The following is a 22,555-nucleotide window of genomic DNA, read 5'->3' as shown; positions in this document are numbered from 1 at the left end:
AGGGCTACGGCCCGGGTGGCGTCTCGTCGCCGCCGGGGCGGTCCCCCGAGGCGTCCGGATCGAGGGCGCGGAGGTCGCCGAGCGGGACGGGCCGGATCGGCAGATGGGCGGCGAAACTCCCGCCCAGGCCGATGTGCCGCCCACGGGCGGCGGCGAGGACGGAGGCGACGCCGCTCTCGCAGTAGCGGCCCTGGCACGGGCCCATGCCGGCACGGCAGGAGAGCTTCAGCGCGTTCACTCCGCTGATGAACGGGGACGCGGCGAGGCAGGCGTCGAGGTCGGCACGGGTGACCGCCTCGCACCGGCAGATCAGCGTGTCCGGGGTGGCGAGCCGCCCGAGTGCCTCGCGGTCCGGTGCGAACAGGCGCTGCACGACGGTGGCGAAGCGGGCCGCCCGGCGCACGGCGCGCCGCGCCGCGGCGAAGGCCGGGGCGGGCACGGGGTGTCCGAGCTCCGCGGCGGCGACCAGCCCCGCCAGGGTTCCCTGGGCGCGGGCGTGGTCCGCGCCGGCGACGCCGGACGGCTCCCCCGCGACGAGGACATGGGGGACGGACGTGCGCAGACGTTCGTCGTGGGCGACCACCCAGCCGCCGCGGGCCGAGGCCCACCGCAGGTCGCACCCGAGCTGGCGGGCGAGGTCCGTCGACGGGGAGAACCCGTACCCGAGGACGAGATGGGCGGCCTCGACGGCGCGTGCGGGGCCGGTCGTCCGCCCGCTCCGGTCCAGGCGGGCGAGGCGGACCCGCGAGAGGCGGTCCGCGCCCTCCGCGGCGGTGACGACGGTACGGGTCGACAGGCGCACACCGCTCCGTACGAGCCCCGCCACGATGCCACCGGCCTCCGCGAGCATCCGGACGTGGCCGGGTACGGCGCCGAGTGCACGGACCAGCTCCGCCGGCTTCGGGACGCCCTGCGCGAAGGCGACCTCCCGGACGGTGACGCCCTCGCGCATCAGCTTGTCGGCCACCAGCAGCAGCAGCGGGTGCGCGCCCGCGAGGACGACATCGCCCACGGGCGCGATGTGCTGGGCCTTGACCAGGGTCTGCGCGCCACCCGCCATGACCACGCCCGGCAGGGTCCACCCGGGGAAGGCCACGGGGAGGTCGTAGGCGCCCGTCGCGATCAGCAGCCTGCGCGCGGCGATCACCCGCAGGCCGTCGCCGGGGCGGTCGACGGCCAGCTCCAGGACGCCGGGCCGGTCGTCGTCGTACAGCGCCCCGACCGCCGACCAGCCGAATCGCTTGGTCAGCCGGGTGTCGGAGTCGAATCGGCGGATCAGGCCGGCGGCCCAGGCGTAGCCGGCGGAGGGGCGGAAGGCGGTGTCGCGCGAGGGGGGCGGCCGCCGGAATATCTGGCCGCCGGCGCGCTGCTGCTCGTCGACGACCACGACGCGCAGACCCCGGTCCGCGGCGGCGAGGGCGGCCGCCATGCCGGCCGGGCCGGCCCCGACGACGGCGAGGTCGAAGGTCATCGCCGCTCCCGCGTCTCGACGGTCATGCCCTCGCGCACCGGTGTGAGACAGGTGCGGGTCAGCGGCCGGCCGTCGACGGTGGCGGCGCACTCGAAGCAGGCCCCGAGGTTGCACAGGGGCGCCCGGGGGCCGCCGTCGCGGTCCCTCCGGAAGGAGGCGCCCGCCAGCATCATGACCGCCGCCACCGTGTCGCCCGGGGCTGCGGGAAGGGGGCGCCCGTCCACGACGACGGTGACGGGGGTGCCGCCGGGCCGCCGCCGGGTGGGCCGCCAGGCCGGGTCGGGGGTCATACCGTGCTCCTCTCGGTGAAGCGGGCCGGGTCGTAGGGGGCGAGGTCGATCTCGGGCGAGCGGCCCGAGACGAGGCGGGCCAGCAGGTGCGCGAAGCTCGGGCCGAGGGTGAACGCCGAACCACCGGTGGCGACGAACACGCCCGGAGCACCCGCGACCGGTCCGACGAGGGGCAGTTGGTCCGGGGCGACGGTGGTCGCCCCGACCCAGATCCGCAGCGCGGGCACCCGTTCCAGCGCGGGGACGGTGCGCACGGCGGCACCGGCGTTGCCCGCGACGGACCGCGGAACGAGGTGGTGCTTGCGGTCGAACGCGGGCGCGCCGTCGGCGTCGCGGGCCAGCCGGGCCGGCCAGCCGCCGCCGACGAGCACCGTGCCGTCGGCCGACTGCTTGAGGGACAGCCGCGTCCCGGCGTGCTGGACGAGATGGGGCAGGAAACGCGGAATCCTGGACGTGACCGTCATGGTGAGGGCGAGCGGCACGGTGGGGAGCTCGGCGTGGAACAGCGCGCCGAGTCCCGTCGTCCACACACCCGCGGCGAGGACGACCGCGGACGTCCGCACGGTGCGGTCCTGCGTCCGTCCCGCGCGGTCCGACTCCCGGAACGTGAGGTCCCAGCCGCCCGGCACCCGGTCGGCACCGGTCAGCCGGCAGCGGGTGCGTACCGTCGCACCCGCCCGGACGGCCGCACGGCAGGCCGCGGGGGCAGCCGTCCTGGCGTCCGCCTTGCCCTCCAGAGGGCTGAGGTTGGCGGCGACGACCCCTGGTGCCAGATAGGGCGCGAGAACGTCGAGTTCGGCGCGGTCCAGGGTGCGGACGTCGAGCCCCCAGGAGCGTTCCAGCTCCGCCTTGAACCGCAGCGTCCGGACCTGGTCCGCGTTCTCGGCGACCATCAGCCCGCCGGCGCGGCGCACCCCGAGCGGTTCCCCGATCTCGTCCTCCAGCCGCGCCCACCGGGCCGCGGCGTCGAGGTGCAGGGGCATCGCCTCGGCGGCGACGCGGGCGGCCTCGGGGCCGGCCTCGACCATCCGGTACTCCAGCTGGAAGTGGAGACTGCCCGCGTTCTGGCCGGAGGCGTGCTGGTTCACCTGGTCCTTGTCGGCGAGCAGCACCCGCGCGCCGTCCCGGGCGGCGATCCACGCGGTGAGGCAGCCGAGCAGCCCGCCGCCGACGACCACGAGGTCGCACCTCTCACTCATCGCGCAGGGGCACGGTCTCGACGCCGAGGCCGCGCAGGGTCGCCTCCACGCGGGCGGTCTCGTGCGGGGCGAGGTCGAGCAGCGGTGCCCGGACGAATCCGGCCGGGACGCCGCGCAGCCTCAGCGCGGTCTTGATGACGGCCTGCTGGTTGCCGAACCGGGCCCCGTAGTCGGGCCGGAACCACTCCCGCATCAGGACGCGGTCCCGGCGGCCCAGTTCGAGGGCGCGCTCCCGGTCGCCCCGGTCGATCGCGTCCCAGAAGCCCGGGTGGTCCCGGCCGAGGACACCGCCCGTGCCCATCAGCCCGTCCCCGTGGCCGAGCAGCGCGAGGTCGGCGCCGAGGCCGTCGGTGGGCAGTCCGAAGTACCGCACACGGCCCTCCAGGGCGTACATCGCCTCCAGGAACCGGGAGAAGTCGCCCGTCGAGTTCTTGACCGCGACCACGTTCTCCAGGTCGGCGAGCTCGCTCAGCAGGTCGGTGTCCATGTCCACGACGCAGCCCCGGGGCCAGTTGTAGACCGTGAGGGGGATGTCGGTCGCGTCGCTGACGGCCCGGTAGAAGGCCACGATCTCGGCGCGGTTGGGCACCACGTAGGGCGGTGGGGTGAGGAGGATGCCGTCGAGTCCTGCGGCCTGTGCCGCGCGGGCGTGCGCGACGGCCTCCCCGGGGGTGAAGGCGTTGCAGGCCCCGATGACGGGGAACGCCGCGCTCCGGTGCCGCGCGCCCGCGGTGAACAGCTCGGCCCGCTCCCCGGCCGACATCGAGAACCACTCACCGCTCGTGCCCGCCAGGATCGCTCCGTGGACGCCCTCGTCGACGAGCCACGCCAACTGGGCGTGCAGGGCCCCGGTGTCCAGGGCGCCGTGGCGGGTGAACGGTGTGGTGACCGCGGGTATGTACCCGCGCCAGGTGACGGTGTCGCGATCCATGGCTGCTCCCTCACCGCGCCTGCGGAGGTGTCGTCCCACCGGTGCTCCGCGGCCCCGCGGCGGCGGCGGGCTCCCGCGGCAGCGCCTCGGAGTGGTGATGCACGATGTGCCAGCCGGCGTCCGAGCGGCGCAGCACGTCGGTCACCCGGTAGCACTGGTCGGACAGGTGTCCCGGATAGGCCGCGCGCAGCACGTAGCGGGCGACGGCGCCGTCCTGCCAGGTGTCGACGAGCAGGTCCTCCGGGGTCACGGAGAGCGGCACGGTGGCGGCGGTGAGGCCGGCCCGGCGCCGTGTGCGCAGGGCGTCGACCTGGCCGGTGCCGTGCAGCATCCCGTCCGCGTCGCTCTCCCAGACGGTGACCCGCGGGTCGAGCCGGCGGGCGAACGCGTCCCAGTCGCCGAGCGCCGCGTAGAGGTCCCCTATCAGGGCGCGCACGTGCCCTTCGGCGTGTACGTCGGTCATCCGTGGTCCTTCGGGTCGCAGGGGAGGGGGCGGGCCGGGGCGGTCATCGCGTCCGCCGGTCGAGGACCGTGCGGCCCCCCTTGACCACCATGCGCAGGTCGCGCATCGCGGAGATGTCCCGGAGCGGGTCGCCCGCCACCAGGACGAGGTCGGCGAGGGCGCCTTCGCGGACGCATCCGATCTCGCCGTCCATGTCCAGCCAGCGGGCGCCGGCCGAGGTGGCGGCGACGAGGGCGGCGTGCGGGGTCATCCCCGCCTCCACCATGAACTCGAGTTCGCGCACGGTCGCCGAGGTGCCGTCGAACTCGGCGTGCGGCGGCATGTCGCTGCCCAGGGCGATGGTGACGCCGTGACGGACGGCGTTCTCCAGGCTCTCCCAGTGGCGGTCCCCCCAGGCGAGCGCGCGGTCCTGCATCCAGACGGGCATGTTGTGCCGCTGGAAGAACTCCCTGCACCGGGTGACGGTGATGGTGGGCACGTAGGTGACATCGCGCTCGACCATCAGCCGGCACAGCTCGTCGGTCAGTTCGTAGCCGTGCTCGACGCAGTCGAGGCCGCGGCGGACGGCCTCGACGGTGGGTCCGGCGGGGCCGGCGTGGGCCGTCACCTTGCGTCCCCAGGCGTGCGCGACCTCGAGCACGGCGTCGAGTTCGTCGTCACGGAGCTGCGAGGTCGTCACCTTCTCGTGCTCTCCGGCCATGCCGCCGGACACGGCGAGCTTGATGAAGTCGGCCCCGTGCTTGATCTGTTCGCGGACCGCGCTCGCGAAGCCGGCGGGGCCGTCGGCCTCGCGGCTGCGCTGCCACCCGTGACCGCCGGTGGAGCAGACGAGCTGACCGGCCGTGCGGATCCGCGGTCCGAGGGTGCGGCCGCTCTCGATCGAGTTGCGGAGCGCGAAGTCGAGGTGCCCGTAGGTGCCGGTCAGGCGCACGGTGGTGACGCCGGCGAGGAGGGTGAGGCGTGCCTCCTCCGCCATGTGCAGGGCGAGTTCGGGGTCGCTGAGCATGGCCACGCGGGCCAGGTCGCCGGGGAGGGCGAGGTCCAGATGGACGTGCATGTTGATCAGCCCGGGGAGCACGGTGGCGTCGGGCGCGTCGATGATCCGCGGGTCGGCGGCGGACGCCTCGCGCAGGACCTCGTCGACGGGGCCCACCCGTCGGATGCGGTCCCCGCTGACCCAGATGGCCTGCTGCTGCGGAGCGTGGTCCGAGGTGCCGTCGAAGACACGTGCCCCGGCGATCACCAGGTCGTTCGGCTGTGCGTGCATGTCGGTTCTCCCGTGCGGTGTGCGGTGTTGCGCGCGGTGCGCGGTCCTGTGTGGGGTGGGCGCGGTGTGTGCCGTGCCGCGGTGCGGCCGAGCCCGGCTCCGGCTCAGTCCGCGGGGCCGGCTGCCACGGCCGGGGCCCGCTCCGGCCCGGGGACGGCGGTGGGTGCGGGGTGGTGGGTCTCGTCGGCCCAGTAGGTGGAGAGCAGACCGACGAGGGCGATCACGGCGAGGAGTCCGGCCAGGGGCCAGAGCGATCCGCCGGCGAGCAGGATCAGCGAGGAGACGGCCAGCGGGAACACGGCGGTGATGCCGCCGGAGATCAGGTTGACCGACATCCCGCTGTAGCGGAGGTTCGCGGGGAAGAGCTCGGTGAAGAAGCTCGGCACGGCGCCGATCATTCCGGCGTGCCCGACACCGAAGGCGAGGACGACGGCGAGGAACACGAACAGGGTGTTCTCGGTGCCCAGCATCCAGACGAGGGGGAAGGCCATGAGGGCGGCCGCCACCGCACCCGCCATGTACACGGGCCTGCGGCCGACGCGGTCGCTGAGCCGTCCGAACGCGACCATGGTCACCATCTCGACCCCGAAGCCGGTCATCAGCGCCAGCAGGGCCACGGTCGGGCTGATGCCGAGCACGTCGACGCCGTAGACGAGGACGGCGAGCTGCACGAGCGAGGAGAATCCCGACTCGCCGAGGCGGGCGCCGATGGTGACCAGGGAGCTCTTGCGGTGGTCGCGCAGCACCTCGGCGATCGGGGCGCGGGCGGCCTTGCCCTCCTCCCGGAGGGCGGCGAACTCGGGGCTCTCGCCGATCCTGAGCCGCATGTAGAGGCCGAGGGCCACCAGGAAGACGCTGAGCAGGAAGGGGACGCGCCAGCCCCAGCTCTCGAACTGCTGCTGGGTCAGCACGCCCGAGAACAGGGCGAATATGCCGGTCGCGGCGAGGAATCCGAGGGCGATCCCCGACTGCGTCATGCTGGTGTAGAAGCCGCGGCGGTGCGCCGGGGTGTGCTCGGCCACGAGGAGTACCGAGCCGCCCCATTCGCCGCCGGCGGCCAGACCCTGGACGAAGCGGAGCACGATCAGCAGCACCGGCGCCCAGATGCCGATGGTCGCGGCGGTGGGCAGCAGGCCGACCAGTGTGGTCGCCGCCCCCATGAGCACCAGAGTGAGCACCAGGGTGGTCTTCCTGCCGAGCCGGTCGCCGAGATGGCCGAAGATCAGGCCGCCCAGCGGCTTGCTCAGCGAGCCGACCGCGAGCGTGCCGAGTGCGGCGATCGTTCCGACGGCGGGGCTGAGCTGCGGGAAGAAGAGCTTGTCGAACAGCAGGGTGCCGCCGGCCACGTACAGGAAGTAGTCGTACCACTCCATCGCGGTGCCGACGGAGCTCGACACCACGACCCGGCGCAGGGATCGGCCGTCGGAGGGTTCGATTTCCGCGGGAACAGCCATACGTAGACTCCTAGCCAGCTGGTGGAACGCTCGGTGGGGACGGGGGCGGCAGGAGCTCGTCGTGCGGCTCGTCCCTCGCTCAGCCCGTCATCCGGACGCTAAGTCGAGCACCAGTGTGCAGTCAAGCTTTACAAAGCTCTGGTTTAGATAACAATGACATGCAGTGCTACACGCAGTGTGTGCAGTGAGGCTTTACGAGGGGCGCATGATCAGTCAGCAACTGCGGATGCTTCGGACCACCCGCGGACTGAGCCTGCGGGCTCTGGCCGCCGAGACGGGTGTGTCGGCGACGTTGCTCAGTCAGATCGAACGAGGTGTGACGGAGCCGAGTCTGGCCACGCTGCGGAGCCTCGCCGCGTTCTTCGGCGAGTCCGTCTCCTCGCTCTTCGACGACCAGCACAGCCCGCCGGTGTGGGTGAGCCGCCCCGGCGAGCGCTCCACCATCACCGGGCCGCGCGGCCGGCTCCGCTACGAGCGTCTGACGCCGAGCAACGGGCAGATGGAGGTCCTGCGAGGGGTCCTCGCGCCGGGGGAGTCGACGTCCGACGAGCTGTGGGCGCACCCCTCGCTGGAATGCGCCTTCGTGCTCACGGGGACGCTCACGGTCGAACTCGGCGGCGAGAGCCGCACGGTGGTGGTGGGCGAGGCGATCACGTTCGACGGGCGTCAGGCGCACCGGTACCGCAACGAGACCCCGGAGACCGTCGAGTTCATCGTCTCGGTGACACCGCCCAACCCCTGACCGCCCAACCCCTGACCGCCCGGCCCCTGGCCGCCCGCGCGGTGCGCGGGGCGGGGCGGCGCGGGACGGGCGGGGGCCGGTCCGCCGTTTCCTCCGCTACGCGCCGCGGACGGCTCCTGTCCCGGGTGTGGTCTCCCCGTCGCCGAGCGGTCGCCGGGGCCCGGGGAAGAACCGGTTGGTCGTGCGCTGGTAGTGCGCGTAGTCCGGGCGCCTGCGGCTGCTGAAGTGCTCCGCGGGCACGGCGCCCGTGTAGTGGACGAGCGTGTGGTACATCGTCCAGGAGATCCAGACCAGGCCCCCGAGGGTGAGTACGCCGAGCGCTGCGGGCGCGTCGGACCACTGGCCCGCCGCGGTGGGGAGGGACAGCAGGATCAGGCTGTTCCACTGCATCCACTGACCGAAGTAGTTGGGGTGGCGGCTGTGGCGCCACAGGCCGGTGTCGCAGGTGCGGCGCACCCCCTCGCGCCGGCACCGCGCGGCGAACCGCGCCTTCTGCCGGTCGGCCGCGGACTCCAGTGCGAAGAACGCCGCCCACAGGGCGACGGCGGCCAGGCCCACGGCTCCGAGGGACGCCGACGGCGTGGTGGCGAGGAGGGCGGGGATCGCCAGCACCGACGCGTTGGCCCCGCACTGCACCATGATCTCGACCTGGAGCGACAGCCTCTCGCTGCGGAAGCCGTCCCGTTCCCACCGGCGCCGCTGGTAGCGGTAGCGGGGCAGTTCGGCGGGCAGCCGGGCGATCACCATGAAGCGGAGGGCCCACGCGCCCATGCGCAGTCCCATCAGCAGATAGACCGCTCCGACCGCGACGGTCGCGGGGGAGGTGAGGTCGCCGAAGAGCAGGACCTGGACCCCGAGCGCCGCGAGGCCCCACGGCCAGGCGACGTCCACGTACGACATGAACCCGGTCCGGTGGGCGGGCACGCACGCGGCCACCGCGAACACGGCGAGCTGAACCGCCAGGTTGACGACGGCGAAGACCGCGACATCGCTCCGGGACGCGAGGGCGGCGAACACCACTGCGTAGACCATGAACGGCGCGGCTCGCTTCAGGACGGCCACAGGCACTCCTTTCACCTGAGACACCATGCTTGGAGTGTCTCAGGTGAGACACTAGGGTCATGATGTCTCCCTCGCAAGCGTCGCCGGCCCCCCAGGCACCGCCGGAGCCCCCGGCGCCGCTCTCCCCGGACGACCCCGTACTGCGCGCCGCCGTCGCGATGTTCCGGCGCGACGGGTGGATCGACGCCCGCGCCCTGGCGCAGGAGGCCGGCATCGGCCGCGCCACCCTGTACCGGCGCTACGGGGACCGCGACCGGCTGCTCGGCGAGGCGATCTGGAGCATCGCCACCGAGGAGTTCGCCCGCGTGCACCCCCGCTGCCGCGGGCGGGGCGCCGACGGCATCGCCGAACTCGTCCACGCCCTGCTCCACACCAGTGCGCGACTCCCCGCGATGCGGCGCTTCGTCGCGGAGCACGCCGACACCGCCCTGAAGGTCATGACCTCCCGCGACGGGGTCATGCAGCACCGGATGACCTCCACGCTCACCCAGCTCATCCGGACCGAGATCGGCGAACCGGAGGACACCGACGCCGCGACCCTCGCCTATGCCGTCACACGGGTCGGCGAGTCCTTCTACTACCGCGAACTGATCACCGGCGAACCGGCCGACATCGCCGCCGCCGCGGTCGTGATCCGCCGCATCCTGCGGTGACCGGTGACCGGTGACCGGTGACCGGCTGCCCGGCGCCGCCCGGCGCCCTCGCGGCGGCGAACGGCACCACGGGTTCCGGCGACCGACGGCCGCGCGCCGCCCCGCGCCGGACCCCGCCGAGCCGGCGGCCGCCGCGCCGCAGCCGTCCCGCGCCGCCCTACGGCAGCAGCCCCGCCCGGCGCGCCGCCGTCACGGCCTCCAGCCGGGTGCGCACCCCCAGCTTGCGCATCGCCGAGCGCAGATAGCTCTTCACCGTCTCCTGCCGCAGCCCCAGCCGGGCGGCGGCGGACGCGTTGGTCGCGCCGCCCGCCACACAGCTCAGCACGTCCAGCTCGCGCGGCGCCAGGGCGACGGCAGGCCCCGCGGGCCGTCCGCCGCCCGCCCCGGCCAGCCGGGCGCACACCTCCAGCAGTTCCTCGCGCAGCAGCGGATCGGCGATCCGGGGAGCGAGTGCCCGCAGGTCGCCGTGGGCCGCGCGGACCGCCTCCCACGCGCCCGGCTCACCGCCCGCAGCCTCACCACCCGCCGGCTCCCTGACCACGGCGATCGCGGCCTCGGCGCCGTCCCGGACGGCGAGCGCCTGCTCCACGTCCCGGGCCGCCGCCACCGCCGCGTCGAGCACCCGGTCGCCGAGCGCCAGCGGTTGCCGCAGCGCCCCGTACAGGACGCCCCGCACGGCGCGGCCCACGACGACCGGCACGGCGACCACGGACCGCAGCCCCTCGGCCGCCACGGCCGCGTCGTACTCGTGGCTGATGTGGCGGGCCTGCGGGTAGTCCGTCACCGCGCACGGCCGGGACAGCGCCATCGACCGGCCGCCGAGCCCGTTGCCGCTGCGGATCGCCAGTCCCCGCAGCGCGCCCGTGGCCGCGCCCGTCAGCTCCGCGATGCGCAGCGGCCCGCCGCCGTCCAGCAGACCGCCGAACGCGACGGGCAGCCCGGTCGAGCGCCGCAGCCGCAGCAGCGCCGTCCGCATCTCCACCGCTTCACCGGCTCCGCCCACGCCCCGTACCTCCCGTCGGTCGCCGCCCGGGGACGACACCCCCGTCCGGGGGTAGTGAGACCTGCGTCACCGATTACACGATGGCGGACGCCGGTCCCGCAACGAGGAGGACACATGACGTCAGGCAGCGCGACGGAGAGGTTCCGGGCCGCCCGGGACCTTCTGCTGCGACACCGGGAGGACTGGGCGGCGGCCCGCGACGGCTTCGCCTGGCCCCGGTTCGAGCACTTCAACTGGGCGCTCGACTGGTTCGACGTCATCGCCCGGGACAACGACCGCACCGCCCTGCACATCGTCGAGGAGGACGGCACCGAGACCCGGGTGAGCTTCGCCGCCATGGCCCGCCGCTCCGACCGGGTGGCCAACTGGCTGCGCGGGCAGGGCGTCACGGCCGGCGACCGGATCCTCGTCATGCTCGGCAACCAGACCGAGCTGTGGGAGACCGCGCTCGCCGCGATGAAGCTGCGCGCGGTCGTGATCCCGGCGACCCCCCTGCTCGGCACCGCCGACCTCGTCGACCGCGTGGAGCGCGGCCGTGTCCGGCACGTGGTGGCCCGCCCCGAGGACGTCGCCAAGTTCGACGGCGTCCCCGGCGACCTCACCCGCGTCTGCGTCGGCGACCCGGGCGGGGCGGCGGGCTGGCTGCCCTACGCGGGCGCCGACGCGAGCCCCGACGCCTTCGAGCCGGACGGGCCCACCCGCGCCGACGACACCCTGATGCTCTACTTCACCTCCGGCACCACCGCCCGCCCCAAGCTGGTCGAGCACACCCATGTGTCCTATCCCGTCGGCCACCTGGCGACGATGTACTGGATCGGACTGCGGCCCGGCGACGTGCACCTCAACATCTCCTCGCCCGGCTGGGCCAAGCACGCCTGGTCGAACCTCTTCGCGCCCTGGAACGCCGAGGCGACCGTCTTCATCCACAACTACACCCGCTTCGACGCCGCCCGGCTGATGACCGAGATGGACCGCGCGGGCGTCACCAGCTTCTGCGCGCCGCCGACGGTGTGGCGGATGCTCATCCAGGCGGACCTCGGCTCGCTCGTGACCCCGCCGCGCGAGGTCGTGGCCGCCGGGGAACCGCTCAACCCGGAGGTCATCGAGGCCGTGCGCCGGGCCTGGGGCGTCGCCGTCCGCGACGGCTTCGGCCAGACCGAGACCGCCGTCCAGGTCTCCAACAGCCCCGGCCAGCCGCTGAAGACCGGCTCCATGGGCCGCCCCAGCCCCGGCTACACGGTGGAGCTCCTCGACCCCGTCACCGGTGAACCCGGCGCGGCGGAGGGCGAGATCGCGCTCGACCTCTCCGCCGCGCCCGTCGGGCTGATGACCGGCTACCACGGCGATGCGGAACGCACCGCCGAGGCGATGGCCGGCGGCTTCTACCGCACCGGCGACATCGGCTCCCGCGACGCCGACGGCTACATCACCTACATCGGGCGCTCCGACGACGTCTTCAAGGCCAGCGACTACAAGATCAGCCCCTTCGAGCTGGAGAGCGCGCTGCTCGAACACGAGGCGGTCGCCGAGGCCGCCGTGGTGCCCGCCCCCGACCCGCTGCGCCTCGCCGTGCCGAAGGCGTACGTCGTCCTCGCGGAGGGCTGGAAGCCCGGACCGGACACGGCCAGGATCCTCTTCGAGCACTCGCGGGCCGTCCTCGCGCCCTACAAGCGCATCCGCCGGCTGGAGTTCGCCGACCTGCCCAAGACGGTGTCGGGCAAGATCCGCCGGGTCGAGCTGCGCCGCCTCACGGCGGAGGGCTCGGCCGCCGAGTACAGCGAAGGGGACCTGCGATGACCGCCCTCTCGTACGCCCACGGGGCGTCGGACACACCGCTGCTCGGCGACACGATCGGCGCGAACCTCGACCGGGCGGTCGCCGCCTGGCCCGACCGCGAGGCCCTCGTCGACGTGGCCGCCGGGACCCGCTGGACCTACGCCGAGTTCGGTGACACCGTGCGGCAGCTCGCCCGCGGCCTGCTCGGCTCGGGCATCGGCCGCGGCGACCGGGTCGGCATCTGGGCGGTCAACTGCGCCGAGTGGGTGCTGGTCCAGTACGCCACCGCCCGCATCGGCGCGATCATGGTCAACATCAACCCGGCCTACCGCGCGCACGAGCTGGAGTACGTGCTCAACCAGGCCGGGGTCTCGCTGCTCGTCGCCTCGCAGAGCCACAAGGGCAGCGACTACCGCGCGATGGTCGACGCGGTGCGCGCCGACTGCCCCGGGCTGCGGGCCGTGCACTACATCGGGGACGGCTCCTGGGACCTCCTCCTCGACGCCGCCCGCACCGTCGACGACGAACGGCTCGCCGCCCACGAGGCCCTGCTGTCCTGCGACGACCCCGTCAACATCCAGTACACCTCGGGCACCACCGGCTTTCCCAAGGGGGCCACGCTCTCCCACCACAACATCCTGAACAACGGCTACTTCGTCGGCGAGACGATCGCCTACACCGAACACGACCGCGTCTGCATCCCGGTGCCCTTCTACCACTGCTTCGGCATGGTCATGGGCAATCTGGCGGCCACCTCGCACGGCGCGTGCATGGTGATCCCGGCGCCCTCCTTCGACCCGGCGGCGACCCTGCGCACCGTCGAACAGGAGCGCTGCACCTCGCTCTACGGGGTGCCCACCATGTTCATCGCCGAGCTGAACCTCCCGGACTTCGCCTCCTACGACCTCTCCACCCTGCGCACCGGCATCATGGCCGGCTCCCCGTGCCCGGTGGAGGTCATGAAGCGGGTGGTCGGCGAGATGCACATGGCGGAGGTCTCCATCTGCTACGGCATGACGGAGACGTCCCCCGTCTCCACCCAGACCCGGCGCGACGACGACCTGGAGCGCCGCACCGGCACCGTGGGCCGGGTCCTGCCGCACGTCGAGGTGAAGATCGCCGACCCGGCGACCGGGGTGACCCTCCCGCGCGGCGAGGCGGGCGAACTGCGCACCCGCGGCTACAGCGTGATGCTCGGCTACTGGGAGCAGCCCGAGAAGACGGCCGAGGCCGTCGACGCGGGACGCTGGATGCACACCGGCGACCTCGCCGTCATGCGCGAGGACGGCTGCGTCCGGATCGTCGGCCGCATCAAGGACATGATCATCCGCGGTGGCGAGAACGTGTACCCGCGGGAGATCGAGGAGTTCCTCCACACCCACCCCGGCATCGCCGACGTCCAGGTCGTCGGCGTGCCCGACGAGCGCTACGGCGAGGAGATCCTCGCCTGCGTCATCCCCCGCGACGCCGCCCGGCCCCCGTCCCTGGACGACGTCACGTCCTTCTGCCGCGACCGCCTCGCCCACTACAAGATCCCCCGCCGCCTGGAGATCCTCGACGAGTTCCCCATGACGGTGAGCGGCAAGGTCCGCAAGATCGAACTGCGCCGCCGCTTCGGGGGGTGAGGGGCGGGCCCGCCCCACGGTTCAGGCCGGGTCGCCCGCGCTCGTGTCCGTCCCCCGGCCGGAGGCGCGTTCGTCGGGGGTGAAGCCGTGGTCGGTGCCGCCCGTGCCCAGCAGGCCGCCGTCGCGGGCGAAGTGGGGGGTGTGGAGCAGCAGGGCCCGGTCGCCGTGGAGGGCGACGGACATCAGGACGCGGGGGCCGGACGCGCGGCGGGTCTCCAGGGGATGGGCGTCGCGCAGGGACGCGAGCAGGCGCAGGCCCGCGGGCGTCTGCCGCCGCACCCGCCACAGCGCGGCGGCCGCCGCGAGCGTCAGGGCGGCGACGCCCACCCGCAGGGGCGCGTCCGGGACGGCCGGCCGGTGGAGCAGCAGCCCGGCGGCCACCGTCACCGGCACGGCGTACAGCAGTCCCCGGGCCGTCCGCCAGCGCCGGTTGGCGCGGAGCAGTCCGGCCCGCGCGCAGCCGTCGCGGAGCGCGTCGAGGGCTCTGCGCACGCGGGGCGCGGTGAGCAGCACCCCTATGCCGACGGCGCGCCGCAGCGAGGTGTGCACGGCGAGCTGGAGCGGGTCGCGCACGGCGGTGCCCCAGCCGTCGACCCGTATCGTGCCCCGGCGTCCGCTGGTGACCGCGCCGCGCTGCTGGAGCGCGACCAGCGCCACCGTCACGGCGGCCCGGCGGCCGCCGCGCAGCAGGGCGACCGACTGCGCGTCGGGCGCCGGGCCGCCGTGACGTGCGCCCGGCGCCGGTGCGAGCAGCAGGGCGCCCGCCGCCGCGAGCAGCGTCCAGGCGCCGCCGATGAACCACCACATGTCGACGGGCATCGCGCCCACCTCCCCCGCGGGGCGGTGCACGCCCCTGGAGGATTCATGCCCGGGCCGGGCGGGGTGCGAAGCCCGAACACGGCAAGTTTGAGCGCTCCTTGAGCTTTCGCCGGATGCGTCCGCTACGTGACGGTCGTGATGAGTTCGTCCGCGGGCGCGTTCACGGGCTGGGGGCAGCCGGTGAGGTCCATCACGAAGAGCGGTATCCCGAGGCCGTCGGCCCGGGTGCGTGCCTCGTCCGCGTATCCGGCCAGGGAGAAGCAGACCCCGTGGGCGGAGGCCGCGAGCCCGTTGAGCCAGAGGCATTCGACGTCGCGCAGCGAGGTGGGGCGGGTGGAGGGGTCGACCTGGGCGACGACGCCTGTGCCGCGCAGGTCGATGCCGGCGCTCGCGCCGTTGCCCGGCCGGACGACGTCGGTGAAGCCGAGCCAGCGCAGATACATGGCGGCCGCGGTCACGGCGTCGCGGGCCGTGCGGATCGTGACGGGCCGGAAGGTGGGGCGGGCGGCGGCCGGTGAGGGCGGCGGTATCAGCCGCGAGGGTGCGGGCGGCGGCGCCGCGGCGGGTCTGGGCGGCGCGCTCACCGGCCGGACGGCGATGCGCAGCACCGCGCCGCACGGGCAGCCGAGCTCCGGCTGGGGCCACTGGTCCTGCCGTTCGCACGCCGGGCAGCGGACCGTCACCCAGTCGTCCGTCCAGGTGCGGTGGGTGACGACCTCCGGGGGAGCGGCGCGCAGCAGCGGCGGTGCGAGCGGGGCGCCGCAGGCGCACGGGTAGACCGGCGCCGCGTACAGGTGGTCGCGCCGGCAGGCCGGGCAGCGGACCGGCACGCTCTCGATCATCGCGGCACACCTTCCCCTCATGCGTGGCGGCAGCTCCCCCTCGACGGCTGCGGCTGAGCTCCATCGTCCATCACGGAACGGCGGTTGGGGAGGCACTTCTCCGACTGCGCCCCCTTGTGCGCTGGCGCACTCCGGCCCCCGCCCCCGGCCCGTGGCCGCCCGGCCGTCTCCCTTGACGCCGCCCGGCGCGCGATTTAGATTGCTTCCGTATAGCAGAACATGACTTCCGCATTGTGGAAACAGGGCGGAAACAAGGACCGACACGGGGTCGGGCGTTCCCAGGTGGCGCGACGGAGCCCGATCCCCCAGCCGGAGCAGGAGCACCCCATGCCTCGTATGACCGCAGCCCGAGCGGCAGTTGAGATCCTCAAGCGTGAAGGCGTCACCCACGCGTTCGGAGTGCCGGGCGCCGCGATCAACCCCTTCTACAAGGCCCTCCAGGCCGGCGGCGGCATCGACCACACGCTCGCCCGGCACGTCGAGGGCGCCTCCCACATGGCGGAGGGCTACACCCGGACCCACCCGGGCAACATCGGTGTCTGCATCGGCACGTCGGGCCCGGCCGGCACCGACATGATCACCGGCCTGTACTCCGCGATCGGCGACTCGATCCCGATCCTGTGCATCACCGGCCAGGCCCCGGTCGCCGTGATCCACAAGGAGGACTTCCAGGCCGTCGACATCGCGTCCATCGCGAAGCCGGTCACCAAGGCCGCCACCACCGTCCTGGAGGCCGCGCAGGTCCCCGGCGTGTTCCAGCAGGCGTTCCACCTGATGCGCTCCGGCCGTCCCGGCCCGGTCCTGATCGACCTGCCCATCGACGTCCAGCTCACCGAGATCGACTTCGACCCGGAGACCTACGAGCCGCTGCCGGTCTACAAGCCGACGGCGACCCGCGCCCAGATCGAGAAGGCGATCGGCTTCCTGCTGGAGTCCGAGCGCCCGCTGATCGTCGCCGGCGGCGGCATCGTCAACGCCGACGCCGCCGCCCTGCTCGTCGAGTTCGCCGAGATCACCGGCACCCCGGTCATCCCCACCCTGATGGGCTGGGGCACCATCCCGGACGACCACGAGCTCAACGCGGGCATGGTCGGCGTCCAGACCTCGCACCGCTACGGCAACGCGACCTTCCTGGAGTCCGACTTCGTCCTCGGCATCGGCAACCGCTGGGCCAACCGCCACACCGGCTACAAGCTCGACGTCTACCGAGGCGAGCGGAAGTTCGTCCACGTCGACATCGAGCCCACCCAGATCGGCAAGATCTTCGCCCCGGACTACGGCATCGCCTCCGACGCCAAGGCCGCCCTGGAGCTGTTCGTCGAGGTCGCCCGGGAGCTGAAGGCGGCGGGCAGGCTGCCCGACCGGAGCGCGTGGATCGCCTCCGCCGCCGAGCGCAAGGCCACCCTCCAGCGCCGGACGCACTTCGACAACGTCCCGCTGAAGCCGCAGCGCGTCTACGAGGAGATGAACCGCGCCTTCGGGCCCGAGACGCGCTATGTCACCACCATCGGCCTCTCCCAGATCGCGGGCGCGCAGATGCTGCACGTCTACAAGCCCCGCCACTGGATCAACTGCGGCCAGGCCGGCCCGCTCGGCTGGACGGTCCCCGCCGCGCTCGGCGTCGCCACCGCGGACCCGGAGGCGCAGGTCGTCGCGCTCTCGGGCGACTACGACTTCCAGTTCATGATCGAGGAGCTGGCGGTCGGCGCCCAGCACCGGATCCCGTACGTCCACGTGCTCGTCAACAACTCCTACCTGGGCCTGATCCGCCAGGCCCAGATCGGCCTGGACATCAACTTCCAGGTCAACCTGGAGTTCGAGAACATCAACTCGCCCGAGCTCGGCGTCTACGGCGTGGACCACGTCAAGGTCGTCGAGGGCCTCGGCTGCAAGGCGATCCGGGTCACCGAGCCGGACCAGCTGCTGCCGGCCTTCGAGGAGGCGAAGAAGCTCGCCGCGGAGTACCGGGTCCCGGTCGTCGTCGAGGCGATCCTGGAGCGGATCACCAACATCTCCATGAGCCGGACGATGGACATCAGCGACATCTCCGAGTTCGAGGAGCTGGCCACGGAGCCCGGCCACGCGCCGACCGCCGTCAGCCCGCTGAAGGTCTGACCGGCACGCCGACTTCCCCGCGCCCAGGGGCCGTTCACCGATCCGGTGGACGGCCCCTCGGCGTATGCTGCTCCCTCTCCCGGGGACCGGACGCGGAAGGTTCCCGGCACCGGACACGGGAGGCCCTCATCGAGACGCCGGACGGGCTGCCGCTGGTGGCCTTCGACGGCCTGGCCGACCTGGAGCGCTGGCTGGAGCGGCACCACGGCACGGCCGCCGGCCTGTGGGTGGCCGTCGCCCGGAAGGACTCGGGGGTGCCCTCGCCCACGGCGGGCGACGTCAACGACGCCGCGCTCTGCTACGGCTGGATCACCGGACTGCGGCGCTCCGGCGACGGGGTGCGCTATCTGCAGAAGATCACGCCCCGCAGGCCCCGCAGCACCTGGTCCCAGGTCAACATCGCCCGGGTCGCCGAGCTCACGGCCGCCGGGCGGATGCGGGATCCGGGCCTCGCGGAGGTCGCCGCCGCCCGCGCGGACGGCCGCTGGGACGCGGCGTACGCCTCGCAGCGCGAGGCCGGCGTCCCGGAGGACCTCGAAGCGGCGCTCGCCGAGAACGCGTCGGCGCGCGCGGCCTTCGAGGGGCTGGGCAGGACGGAGCGCTACCGCATCGTGCTCGGCCTGCTGAAGGCCAGGACGGACCGCACCCGCCGCGCCCGCCTCGACCGCGCGGTGACCGCCCTCGCGGCGGGCGACCGCGTCCCCTGAGCCGGCGCCGCACGCCCGCGCCGCACACAGGGCGCACGCGCACCGCGCGTACGCCCCGCGCCGTGGGCGGGCCGTCCCCGCGCACCGCGCTCGCGTACGGGCCACCGCACCCGCGCCGTAGCCGGCGCGCGCACGGCGCACGCTCCGCGCGCGTACGGGGCGCCGCAGCCGCGCCGCGTCGGGCCCCGCACCGCGCCTGGTGCCACATGCCGGGCACCGCGCCCGCACGGTCAGCCGCGCCCGCGCATGCGACAGGGCCCGGCCTCTGTGCGGAGGCCGGGCCCTGATCGTCGGACGCGCGGTACGGGACCGTATACCGGCCGCGCGCCCGAGCCGGGAGGAGTGAGGGTGGGTACCCGGGAACGTGTGCCCGCCCGACGGTGCGAGGCCGACTGGGTGGAACATTCGCACCGCCGGACGGATCCCCGGGTGAGGCCGGGACCGCGGCGGGGGCGATTGACCGCCCGGCGCGCCTCACGTCAGGTCGGAGAGGGCGCCGGTGGCCTTCACCACCGCACTGGCATCTCCCGACCGCCGCGGTCCTCGCCTGCGCCGCGCCGTGCGGCCACCCCTCATCGGAGCCGCACGGCGCGGGGTTCGCGTCCGGGGCCGACCTCCCGTCGGGCCCCGGACGCAGCTTGCCGGCTCAGTCCTCGCGCAGGGCGCGGACCGCCGCCTCCACGCGCTTGCCGTAGTCCGGGTCGGCGGCGTGGAAGTGGGCCAGGTTCTTTTCGATCACGTCGTCACGGGTGACCTGGGACAGGCCGCCGGCGATGTTCGCGACCAGACGCTGCTTCTCCTCCTCGGACATCAGCCGGTAGAGCTCGCCCGCCTGGAAGAAGTCGTCGTCCTTGACGTGGGCGGGCGCGGCGTGGGTGCCGGTCCAGCCCTGGACCGCGAGCGGGGCCGAGAGCGCGGCGTCCGTCTGCGCGGGGCCCGCGTACGAGTTGGGCTCGTAGTTCTTGTCGTGGCGCGAGCCGCGGCGGGTGGCCATCAGGCCGTCGCGGCCGTAGTTGTCGGCGCCGCCGGCCACCGCCTTCGGCGCGTTCACCGCGAGCTGGGTGTGGTTCACACCGAGCCGGTAGCGGTGGGCGTCGGCGTAGGCGAACAGGCGGCCCTGGAGCATCTTGTCCGGCGAGGGGCCGATGCCCGGCACGAAGTTGTTCGGCGAGAACGCGGCCTGCTCGACCTCGGCGAAGACGTTGTCCGGGTTGCGGTCGAGCACCAGGCGGCCCACCCGCTGGAGCGGGTAGTCGGCGTGCGGCCACACCTTGGTGAGGTCGAACGGGTTGAAGCGGTACTCCGCGGCCTCGGCGGCGGGCATGACCTGGACGTACAGCGTCCAGGACGGGTTCACACCGCGCTCGATGGCCTGGAGCAGGTCCGTCTGGTGCGAGTTCGCGTCCTGGCCGACCAGTTCGGCGGCCTGCTCCGAGGAGAGCGAGCGCACGCCCTGGTTGGTCTTGAAGTGGTACTTCACGAAGAAGGCGTCGCCCTCCGCGTTGGTCCACTGGTAGGTGTGCGAGCCGTAGCCGTTCATGTGGCGGTACGAGGCGGGGATGCCGCGGTCGCCCATCAGCCAGGTCACCTGGTGGGTCGCCTCGGGGGCGTGCGCCCAGAAGTCCCAGACGTTGTCCGGCTCCTGGCGGCCCGTGAACGGGTCGCGCTTCTGGGAGTGGATGAAGTCGGGGAACTTGATGGGGTCCTTGATGAAGAAGACCGGGGTGTTGTTGCCGACGAGGTCGTAGTTGCCCTCCTCGGTGTAGAACTTCAGCGCGAAGCCCCGCGGGTCGCGGACCGCGTCCGCGCCGCCGAGGGAGTCGGCCACGGTGGAGAAGCGCAGGAAGGTCTCGGTGCGCCGGCCCACCTCGGAGAGGAAGTCGGCCCGGGTGTACGCGGTGACGTCGTCGGTGACCTCGAAGTAGCCGTAGGCACCGGAACCGCGGGCGTGCACCACGCGCTCCGGGATCCGCTCACGGTTGAAGCGCGCGAGCTTCTCCAGCAGGTGCTGGTCCTGGAGGAGGAGCGGGCCGCCGGCACCGGCGGAGGCGGAGTTCTGGTTGTCGGCGACCGGGGCGCCTGACTCGGTGGTAAGCACGCGCTGCGTCATGGAATCGGTTCGGCCTTCCGTACGGGAGCTGCACTGGCTGACGGTTCGAGGAGCGTAGATTCGCCGCGAAGAAAACGTCAACAGTTTGTTGAAAGCGGTGGGTGATGTTCCGGTCGGCGTCGGCGCCTGGGCGCGACAGGACAGGTGTCAGCGCCGACGCCGACCGGGGTATCGGGGGCCGCGGGCCCGGCGGGTGCCGGGCGGCGGCGGGGGGAGGGCCCGTGGATCAGACCTGGGCGCCGGAGAGGCGCTCGACCGCGCGCAGCAGCGCCGAGTGGTCGAGCCCGCCGTCGCCCTGGGCGCGCAGCGAGGCGACGAGCTGGGCGACGACCGAGCCCACCGGGAGCGCTGCGCCGACGGTACGGGCGGCGTCGGTCACGATGCCCATGTCCTTGTGGTGCAGGTCGATACGGAAGCCGGGCTTGAAGTCCCGGTTCAGGAAGTTGTCCTTCTTGCGGGTCAGCACGGTCGAGCCGGCCAGGCCGCCGTTCAGCACGCTCAGCGCGGCCGCCAGGTCCACACCGGACTTCTCCAGGAAGACCACGGCCTCGGCGCACGCCTGGATGTTGACGGCCACGATGAGCTGGTTGGCGGCCTTCACCGTCTGGCCGGAGCCGTGCGGGCCGCACAGCACGATCGTCTTGCCGAGGGCCTCGAGGATCGGCTCCGCGGTGTCGAAGTCGGCCTGCTCGCCGCCCACCATGATGGACAGCACGGCCTCGATCGCACCCGCCTCGCCGCCGGACACGGGGGCGTCCAGCACGCGGATCCCCTTCTCCGCGGCGGCCTTCGCCAGGTCGATCGAGGTCTGCGGGGTGATCGACGACATGTCGATCAGCAGCGCGCCCCGCTTCGCGTTCTCCAGGATGCCGTCGGGACCGTAGGCGATCGCCTCGACCTGCGGGGACGCGGGCACCATCGTGATCACGACATCGGCGTCGGCGACCGCCTCGGCGATCGAGGCGGCGGCGGTGCCGCCGGCCGCGGCGAGGCGGTCCAGCTTGTCCTGCTCCAGCGTGAAGCCGGTGACGGGGTAGCCCGCCTTCAGCAGGTTCTCGGACATGGGGGAGCCCATGATGCCGAGACCTATCCACGCGACCTTGGGGAGGGAGCTGCTCATGAGGGTGCCTTTCTCGAAACAGGTACTGCGTGAGGTCAGTTGGCGGGGCGCGCCGCGGCCGGGAGCCAGTCGAAGGCCTCCGCGGAGGGCCGGTCGCCCGCCTTGTACTCCAGGCCGACGAAGCCCTCGTATCCGGCGGCCCGCAGCTCGTCGAGGAGCCGCTCCAGCGGCAGCGAGCCGGTGCCGGGCGCGCCGCGGCCGGGGTTGTCGGCGATCTGCACATGGCCGGTCCGGTCGGCGTACGCGGCGATGACCTCGGAGACGTTCTCGCCGTTCATCGACAGGTGGTAGACGTCCAGCAGGAACTTGGCGTTGCCGAGGCCGGTCGCGGCGTTCACCTTGTCGACGACGTCGATCGCGGCCGGGGCGCTGACCAGCGGGTACAGCGGCGATTCCGGCTTGTTGAGGGTCTCGACGAGCAGGATCGCGCCGATCCGGTCGGCCGCGCGGGCCGCCAGCGCGAGGTTCTCCAGGGCGAGCGCGTCCTGGACCTGCGGGTCGGCGCCGTCCACGCGGTTGCCGTAGAGGGCGTTGAGCGCCGTGCAGCCGACCGAGGCGGCGAAGTCGGCGGCCACCTCGATGTTGGCGCGGAAGCGGTCGGACTCCGTGCCGGGGAGCGAGAGCGCACCCCGGTCGGGGCCGGGCAGCTCGCCGGCGTAGAAGTTCAGGCCCACGAGCTGCGTGCCGGCGTCGTCGAGCGCCTTCCTGAGGGCGTCGAGCTCGGCCTGCGGCGGGGTGGGGGTGTCGATCCAGGGCCACCACAGCTCGACCGCCGTGAAGCCTGCCGCGGCGGCGGCCGCGGGGCGCTCCAGGAGCGGGAGTTCCGTGAAGAGGATCGAGAGGTTCACATCGAAGCGCTGGTCCGCGTATCCCATGAGGGTTGTGCGCTCCTTCCGTATTGCGGAA

The 22,555-nt window shown here is 73.5% G+C and carries 20 protein-coding genes; 6 read left to right on the top strand and 14 right to left on the bottom strand.

The features are described 5' to 3' along the window. Positions 1-4 precede the first annotated feature (4 nt). The 7 genes from JE024_RS06720 to JE024_RS06690 form a co-directional block, all read right to left on the bottom strand. Complete coding sequence (locus tag JE024_RS06720; protein ID WP_205372714.1) at positions 5-1,471, bottom strand: FAD/NAD(P)-dependent oxidoreductase; 1,467 nt, start codon at positions 1,469-1,471, stop codon at positions 5-7. After that, the gene (locus JE024_RS06715) at positions 1,468-1,761 is read right to left on the bottom strand and encodes a (2Fe-2S)-binding protein (RefSeq protein WP_205372713.1); all 294 of its coding nucleotides are present in this window, start codon (positions 1,759-1,761) and stop codon (positions 1,468-1,470) included. The genes JE024_RS06720 and JE024_RS06715 overlap by 4 nt, the downstream gene beginning before the upstream one ends. Beyond that, positions 1,758-2,960 carry an NAD(P)/FAD-dependent oxidoreductase gene (locus JE024_RS06710; protein WP_205372712.1) on the bottom strand — a complete coding sequence of 401 codons (1,203 nt, stop codon included), beginning with the start codon at positions 2,958-2,960 and terminating at the stop codon, positions 1,758-1,760. The genes JE024_RS06715 and JE024_RS06710 overlap by 4 nt, the downstream gene beginning before the upstream one ends. Then, positions 2,953-3,891, bottom strand: coding sequence for a dihydrodipicolinate synthase family protein (locus JE024_RS06705; protein ID WP_205372711.1), 939 nt, complete (start codon positions 3,889-3,891; stop codon positions 2,953-2,955). The genes JE024_RS06710 and JE024_RS06705 overlap by 8 nt, the downstream gene beginning before the upstream one ends. A 10-nt stretch (positions 3,892-3,901) precedes the next feature. Continuing rightward, complete coding sequence (locus JE024_RS06700; protein WP_205372710.1) at positions 3,902-4,354, bottom strand: nuclear transport factor 2 family protein; 453 nt, start codon at positions 4,352-4,354, stop codon at positions 3,902-3,904. Between the two features lie 43 nt (positions 4,355-4,397). Beyond that, a complete protein-coding gene (locus tag JE024_RS06695) occupies positions 4,398-5,621 on the bottom strand; it encodes an amidohydrolase family protein (RefSeq protein ID WP_205372709.1) in 1,224 nt (407 codons plus the stop codon). Between the two features lie 104 nt (positions 5,622-5,725). Continuing rightward, entirely contained in the window at positions 5,726-7,075 is a 1,350-nt protein-coding gene (locus JE024_RS06690; protein WP_205372708.1) for an MFS transporter, read from the bottom strand. A 205-nt stretch (positions 7,076-7,280) separates the two neighbouring features. Between JE024_RS06690 and JE024_RS06685 the strand changes: the two genes are divergently transcribed. Then, entirely contained in the window at positions 7,281-7,817 is a 537-nt protein-coding gene (locus tag JE024_RS06685; RefSeq protein ID WP_205372707.1) for a helix-turn-helix domain-containing protein, read from the top strand. Between the two features lie 96 nt (positions 7,818-7,913). Here JE024_RS06685 and JE024_RS06680 read toward each other — a convergent pair whose 3' ends face one another. Continuing rightward, the gene (locus JE024_RS06680; RefSeq protein WP_205372706.1) at positions 7,914-8,879 is read right to left on the bottom strand and encodes a DUF1295 domain-containing protein; all 966 of its coding nucleotides are present in this window, start codon (positions 8,877-8,879) and stop codon (positions 7,914-7,916) included. A gap of 59 nt (positions 8,880-8,938) precedes the next feature. Here JE024_RS06680 and JE024_RS06675 point away from each other — a divergent pair, with 59 nt between their 5' ends. After that, on the top strand, positions 8,939-9,532 hold the full coding sequence (locus tag JE024_RS06675) for a TetR/AcrR family transcriptional regulator (protein ID WP_244882632.1): 594 nt from the start codon (positions 8,939-8,941) through the stop codon (positions 9,530-9,532). Positions 9,533-9,689: 157 nt separating this feature from the next. On the opposite strand, the gene JE024_RS06670 is transcribed toward JE024_RS06675, so the two are convergent. Then, complete coding sequence (locus tag JE024_RS06670; protein WP_205376411.1) at positions 9,690-10,508, bottom strand: helix-turn-helix transcriptional regulator; 819 nt, start codon at positions 10,506-10,508, stop codon at positions 9,690-9,692. Between the two features lie 141 nt (positions 10,509-10,649). On the opposite strand from JE024_RS06670, the gene JE024_RS06665 reads away from it, so the two are divergent. Together JE024_RS06665 and JE024_RS06660 are read left to right on the top strand one after the other, a co-directional pair. After that, positions 10,650-12,332 carry an AMP-binding protein gene (locus JE024_RS06665; RefSeq protein ID WP_205372705.1) on the top strand — a complete coding sequence of 561 codons (1,683 nt, stop codon included), beginning with the start codon at positions 10,650-10,652 and terminating at the stop codon, positions 12,330-12,332. Next, on the top strand, positions 12,329-13,936 hold the full coding sequence (locus JE024_RS06660) for an AMP-binding protein (protein ID WP_205372704.1): 1,608 nt from the start codon (positions 12,329-12,331) through the stop codon (positions 13,934-13,936). The genes JE024_RS06665 and JE024_RS06660 overlap by 4 nt, the downstream gene beginning before the upstream one ends. A gap of 21 nt (positions 13,937-13,957) precedes the next feature. On the opposite strand, the gene JE024_RS06655 is transcribed toward JE024_RS06660, so the two are convergent. After that, a complete protein-coding gene (locus JE024_RS06655; RefSeq protein ID WP_205372703.1) occupies positions 13,958-14,755 on the bottom strand; it encodes a TIGR04222 domain-containing membrane protein in 798 nt (265 codons plus the stop codon). Positions 14,756-14,877: 122 nt separating this feature from the next. Then, positions 14,878-15,594, bottom strand: coding sequence for a hypothetical protein (locus JE024_RS06650; RefSeq protein WP_205376410.1), 717 nt, complete (start codon positions 15,592-15,594; stop codon positions 14,878-14,880). A 330-nt stretch (positions 15,595-15,924) separates the two neighbouring features. On the opposite strand from JE024_RS06650, the gene gcl reads away from it, so the two are divergent. After that, positions 15,925-17,712 carry a glyoxylate carboligase gene (gcl, locus tag JE024_RS06645; protein WP_205372702.1) on the top strand — a complete coding sequence of 596 codons (1,788 nt, stop codon included), beginning with the start codon at positions 15,925-15,927 and terminating at the stop codon, positions 17,710-17,712. 155 nt (positions 17,713-17,867) lie between these two features. Further along, a complete protein-coding gene (locus JE024_RS06640; protein WP_244882630.1) occupies positions 17,868-18,419 on the top strand; it encodes a YdeI/OmpD-associated family protein in 552 nt (183 codons plus the stop codon). Positions 18,420-19,065: 646 nt separating this feature from the next. Here JE024_RS06640 and JE024_RS06635 read toward each other — a convergent pair. The 3 genes from JE024_RS06635 to JE024_RS06625 form a co-directional block, all read right to left on the bottom strand. Next, positions 19,066-20,529: a catalase gene (locus JE024_RS06635; RefSeq protein WP_205372701.1), complete on the bottom strand. Its 1,464-nt coding sequence runs from the start codon at positions 20,527-20,529 to the stop codon at positions 19,066-19,068. A 226-nt stretch (positions 20,530-20,755) separates the two neighbouring features. Further along, positions 20,756-21,649, bottom strand: a complete 894-nt coding sequence (locus JE024_RS06630) for a 2-hydroxy-3-oxopropionate reductase (protein ID WP_205372700.1) — start codon at positions 21,647-21,649, stop codon at positions 20,756-20,758. A gap of 35 nt (positions 21,650-21,684) precedes the next feature. Then, a complete protein-coding gene (locus tag JE024_RS06625; RefSeq protein WP_205372699.1) occupies positions 21,685-22,524 on the bottom strand; it encodes a TIM barrel protein in 840 nt (279 codons plus the stop codon). Between the last annotated feature and the right edge of the window lie 31 nt (positions 22,525-22,555).

Source organism: Streptomyces zhihengii (genome assembly GCF_016919245.1).
Taxonomy (GTDB): Bacteria; Actinomycetota; Actinomycetes; order Streptomycetales; family Streptomycetaceae; genus Streptomyces; species Streptomyces zhihengii.
The sequence above is the reverse complement of the archived record's forward strand: the minus strand, read 5'-3'. Positions and strand labels throughout refer to the sequence as shown.

Bases quoted from the DNA above. Each gene is read 5' to 3' on its own strand.
- JE024_RS06720 (WP_205372714.1), bottom strand. From the start codon at position 1,471: ATGACCTTCGACCTCGCCGTCGTCGGGGCCGGCCCGGCCGGCATGGCG.
- JE024_RS06715 (WP_205372713.1), bottom strand. From the start codon at position 1,761: ATGACCCCCGACCCGGCCTGGCGGCCCACCCGGCGGCGGCCCGGCGGC.
- JE024_RS06710 (WP_205372712.1), bottom strand. From the start codon at position 2,960: ATGAGTGAGAGGTGCGACCTCGTGGTCGTCGGCGGCGGGCTGCTCGGC.
- JE024_RS06705 (WP_205372711.1), bottom strand. From the start codon at position 3,891: ATGGATCGCGACACCGTCACCTGGCGCGGGTACATACCCGCGGTCACC.
- JE024_RS06700 (WP_205372710.1), bottom strand. From the start codon at position 4,354: ATGACCGACGTACACGCCGAAGGGCACGTGCGCGCCCTGATAGGGGAC.
- JE024_RS06695 (WP_205372709.1), bottom strand. From the start codon at position 5,621: ATGCACGCACAGCCGAACGACCTGGTGATCGCCGGGGCACGTGTCTTC.
- JE024_RS06690 (WP_205372708.1), bottom strand. From the start codon at position 7,075: ATGGCTGTTCCCGCGGAAATCGAACCCTCCGACGGCCGATCCCTGCGC.
- JE024_RS06685 (WP_205372707.1), top strand. From the start codon at position 7,281: ATGATCAGTCAGCAACTGCGGATGCTTCGGACCACCCGCGGACTGAGC.
- JE024_RS06675 (WP_244882632.1), top strand. From the start codon at position 8,939: ATGATGTCTCCCTCGCAAGCGTCGCCGGCCCCCCAGGCACCGCCGGAG.
- JE024_RS06670 (WP_205376411.1), bottom strand. From the start codon at position 10,508: ATGCGGACGGCGCTGCTGCGGCTGCGGCGCTCGACCGGGCTGCCCGTC.
- JE024_RS06665 (WP_205372705.1), top strand. From the start codon at position 10,650: ATGACGTCAGGCAGCGCGACGGAGAGGTTCCGGGCCGCCCGGGACCTT.
- JE024_RS06660 (WP_205372704.1), top strand. From the start codon at position 12,329: ATGACCGCCCTCTCGTACGCCCACGGGGCGTCGGACACACCGCTGCTC.
- JE024_RS06655 (WP_205372703.1), bottom strand. From the start codon at position 14,755: ATGCCCGTCGACATGTGGTGGTTCATCGGCGGCGCCTGGACGCTGCTC.
- gcl (WP_205372702.1), top strand. From the start codon at position 15,925: ATGCCTCGTATGACCGCAGCCCGAGCGGCAGTTGAGATCCTCAAGCGT.
- JE024_RS06635 (WP_205372701.1), bottom strand. From the start codon at position 20,529: ATGACGCAGCGCGTGCTTACCACCGAGTCAGGCGCCCCGGTCGCCGAC.
- JE024_RS06630 (WP_205372700.1), bottom strand. From the start codon at position 21,649: ATGAGCAGCTCCCTCCCCAAGGTCGCGTGGATAGGTCTCGGCATCATG.
- JE024_RS06625 (WP_205372699.1), bottom strand. From the start codon at position 22,524: ATGGGATACGCGGACCAGCGCTTCGATGTGAACCTCTCGATCCTCTTC.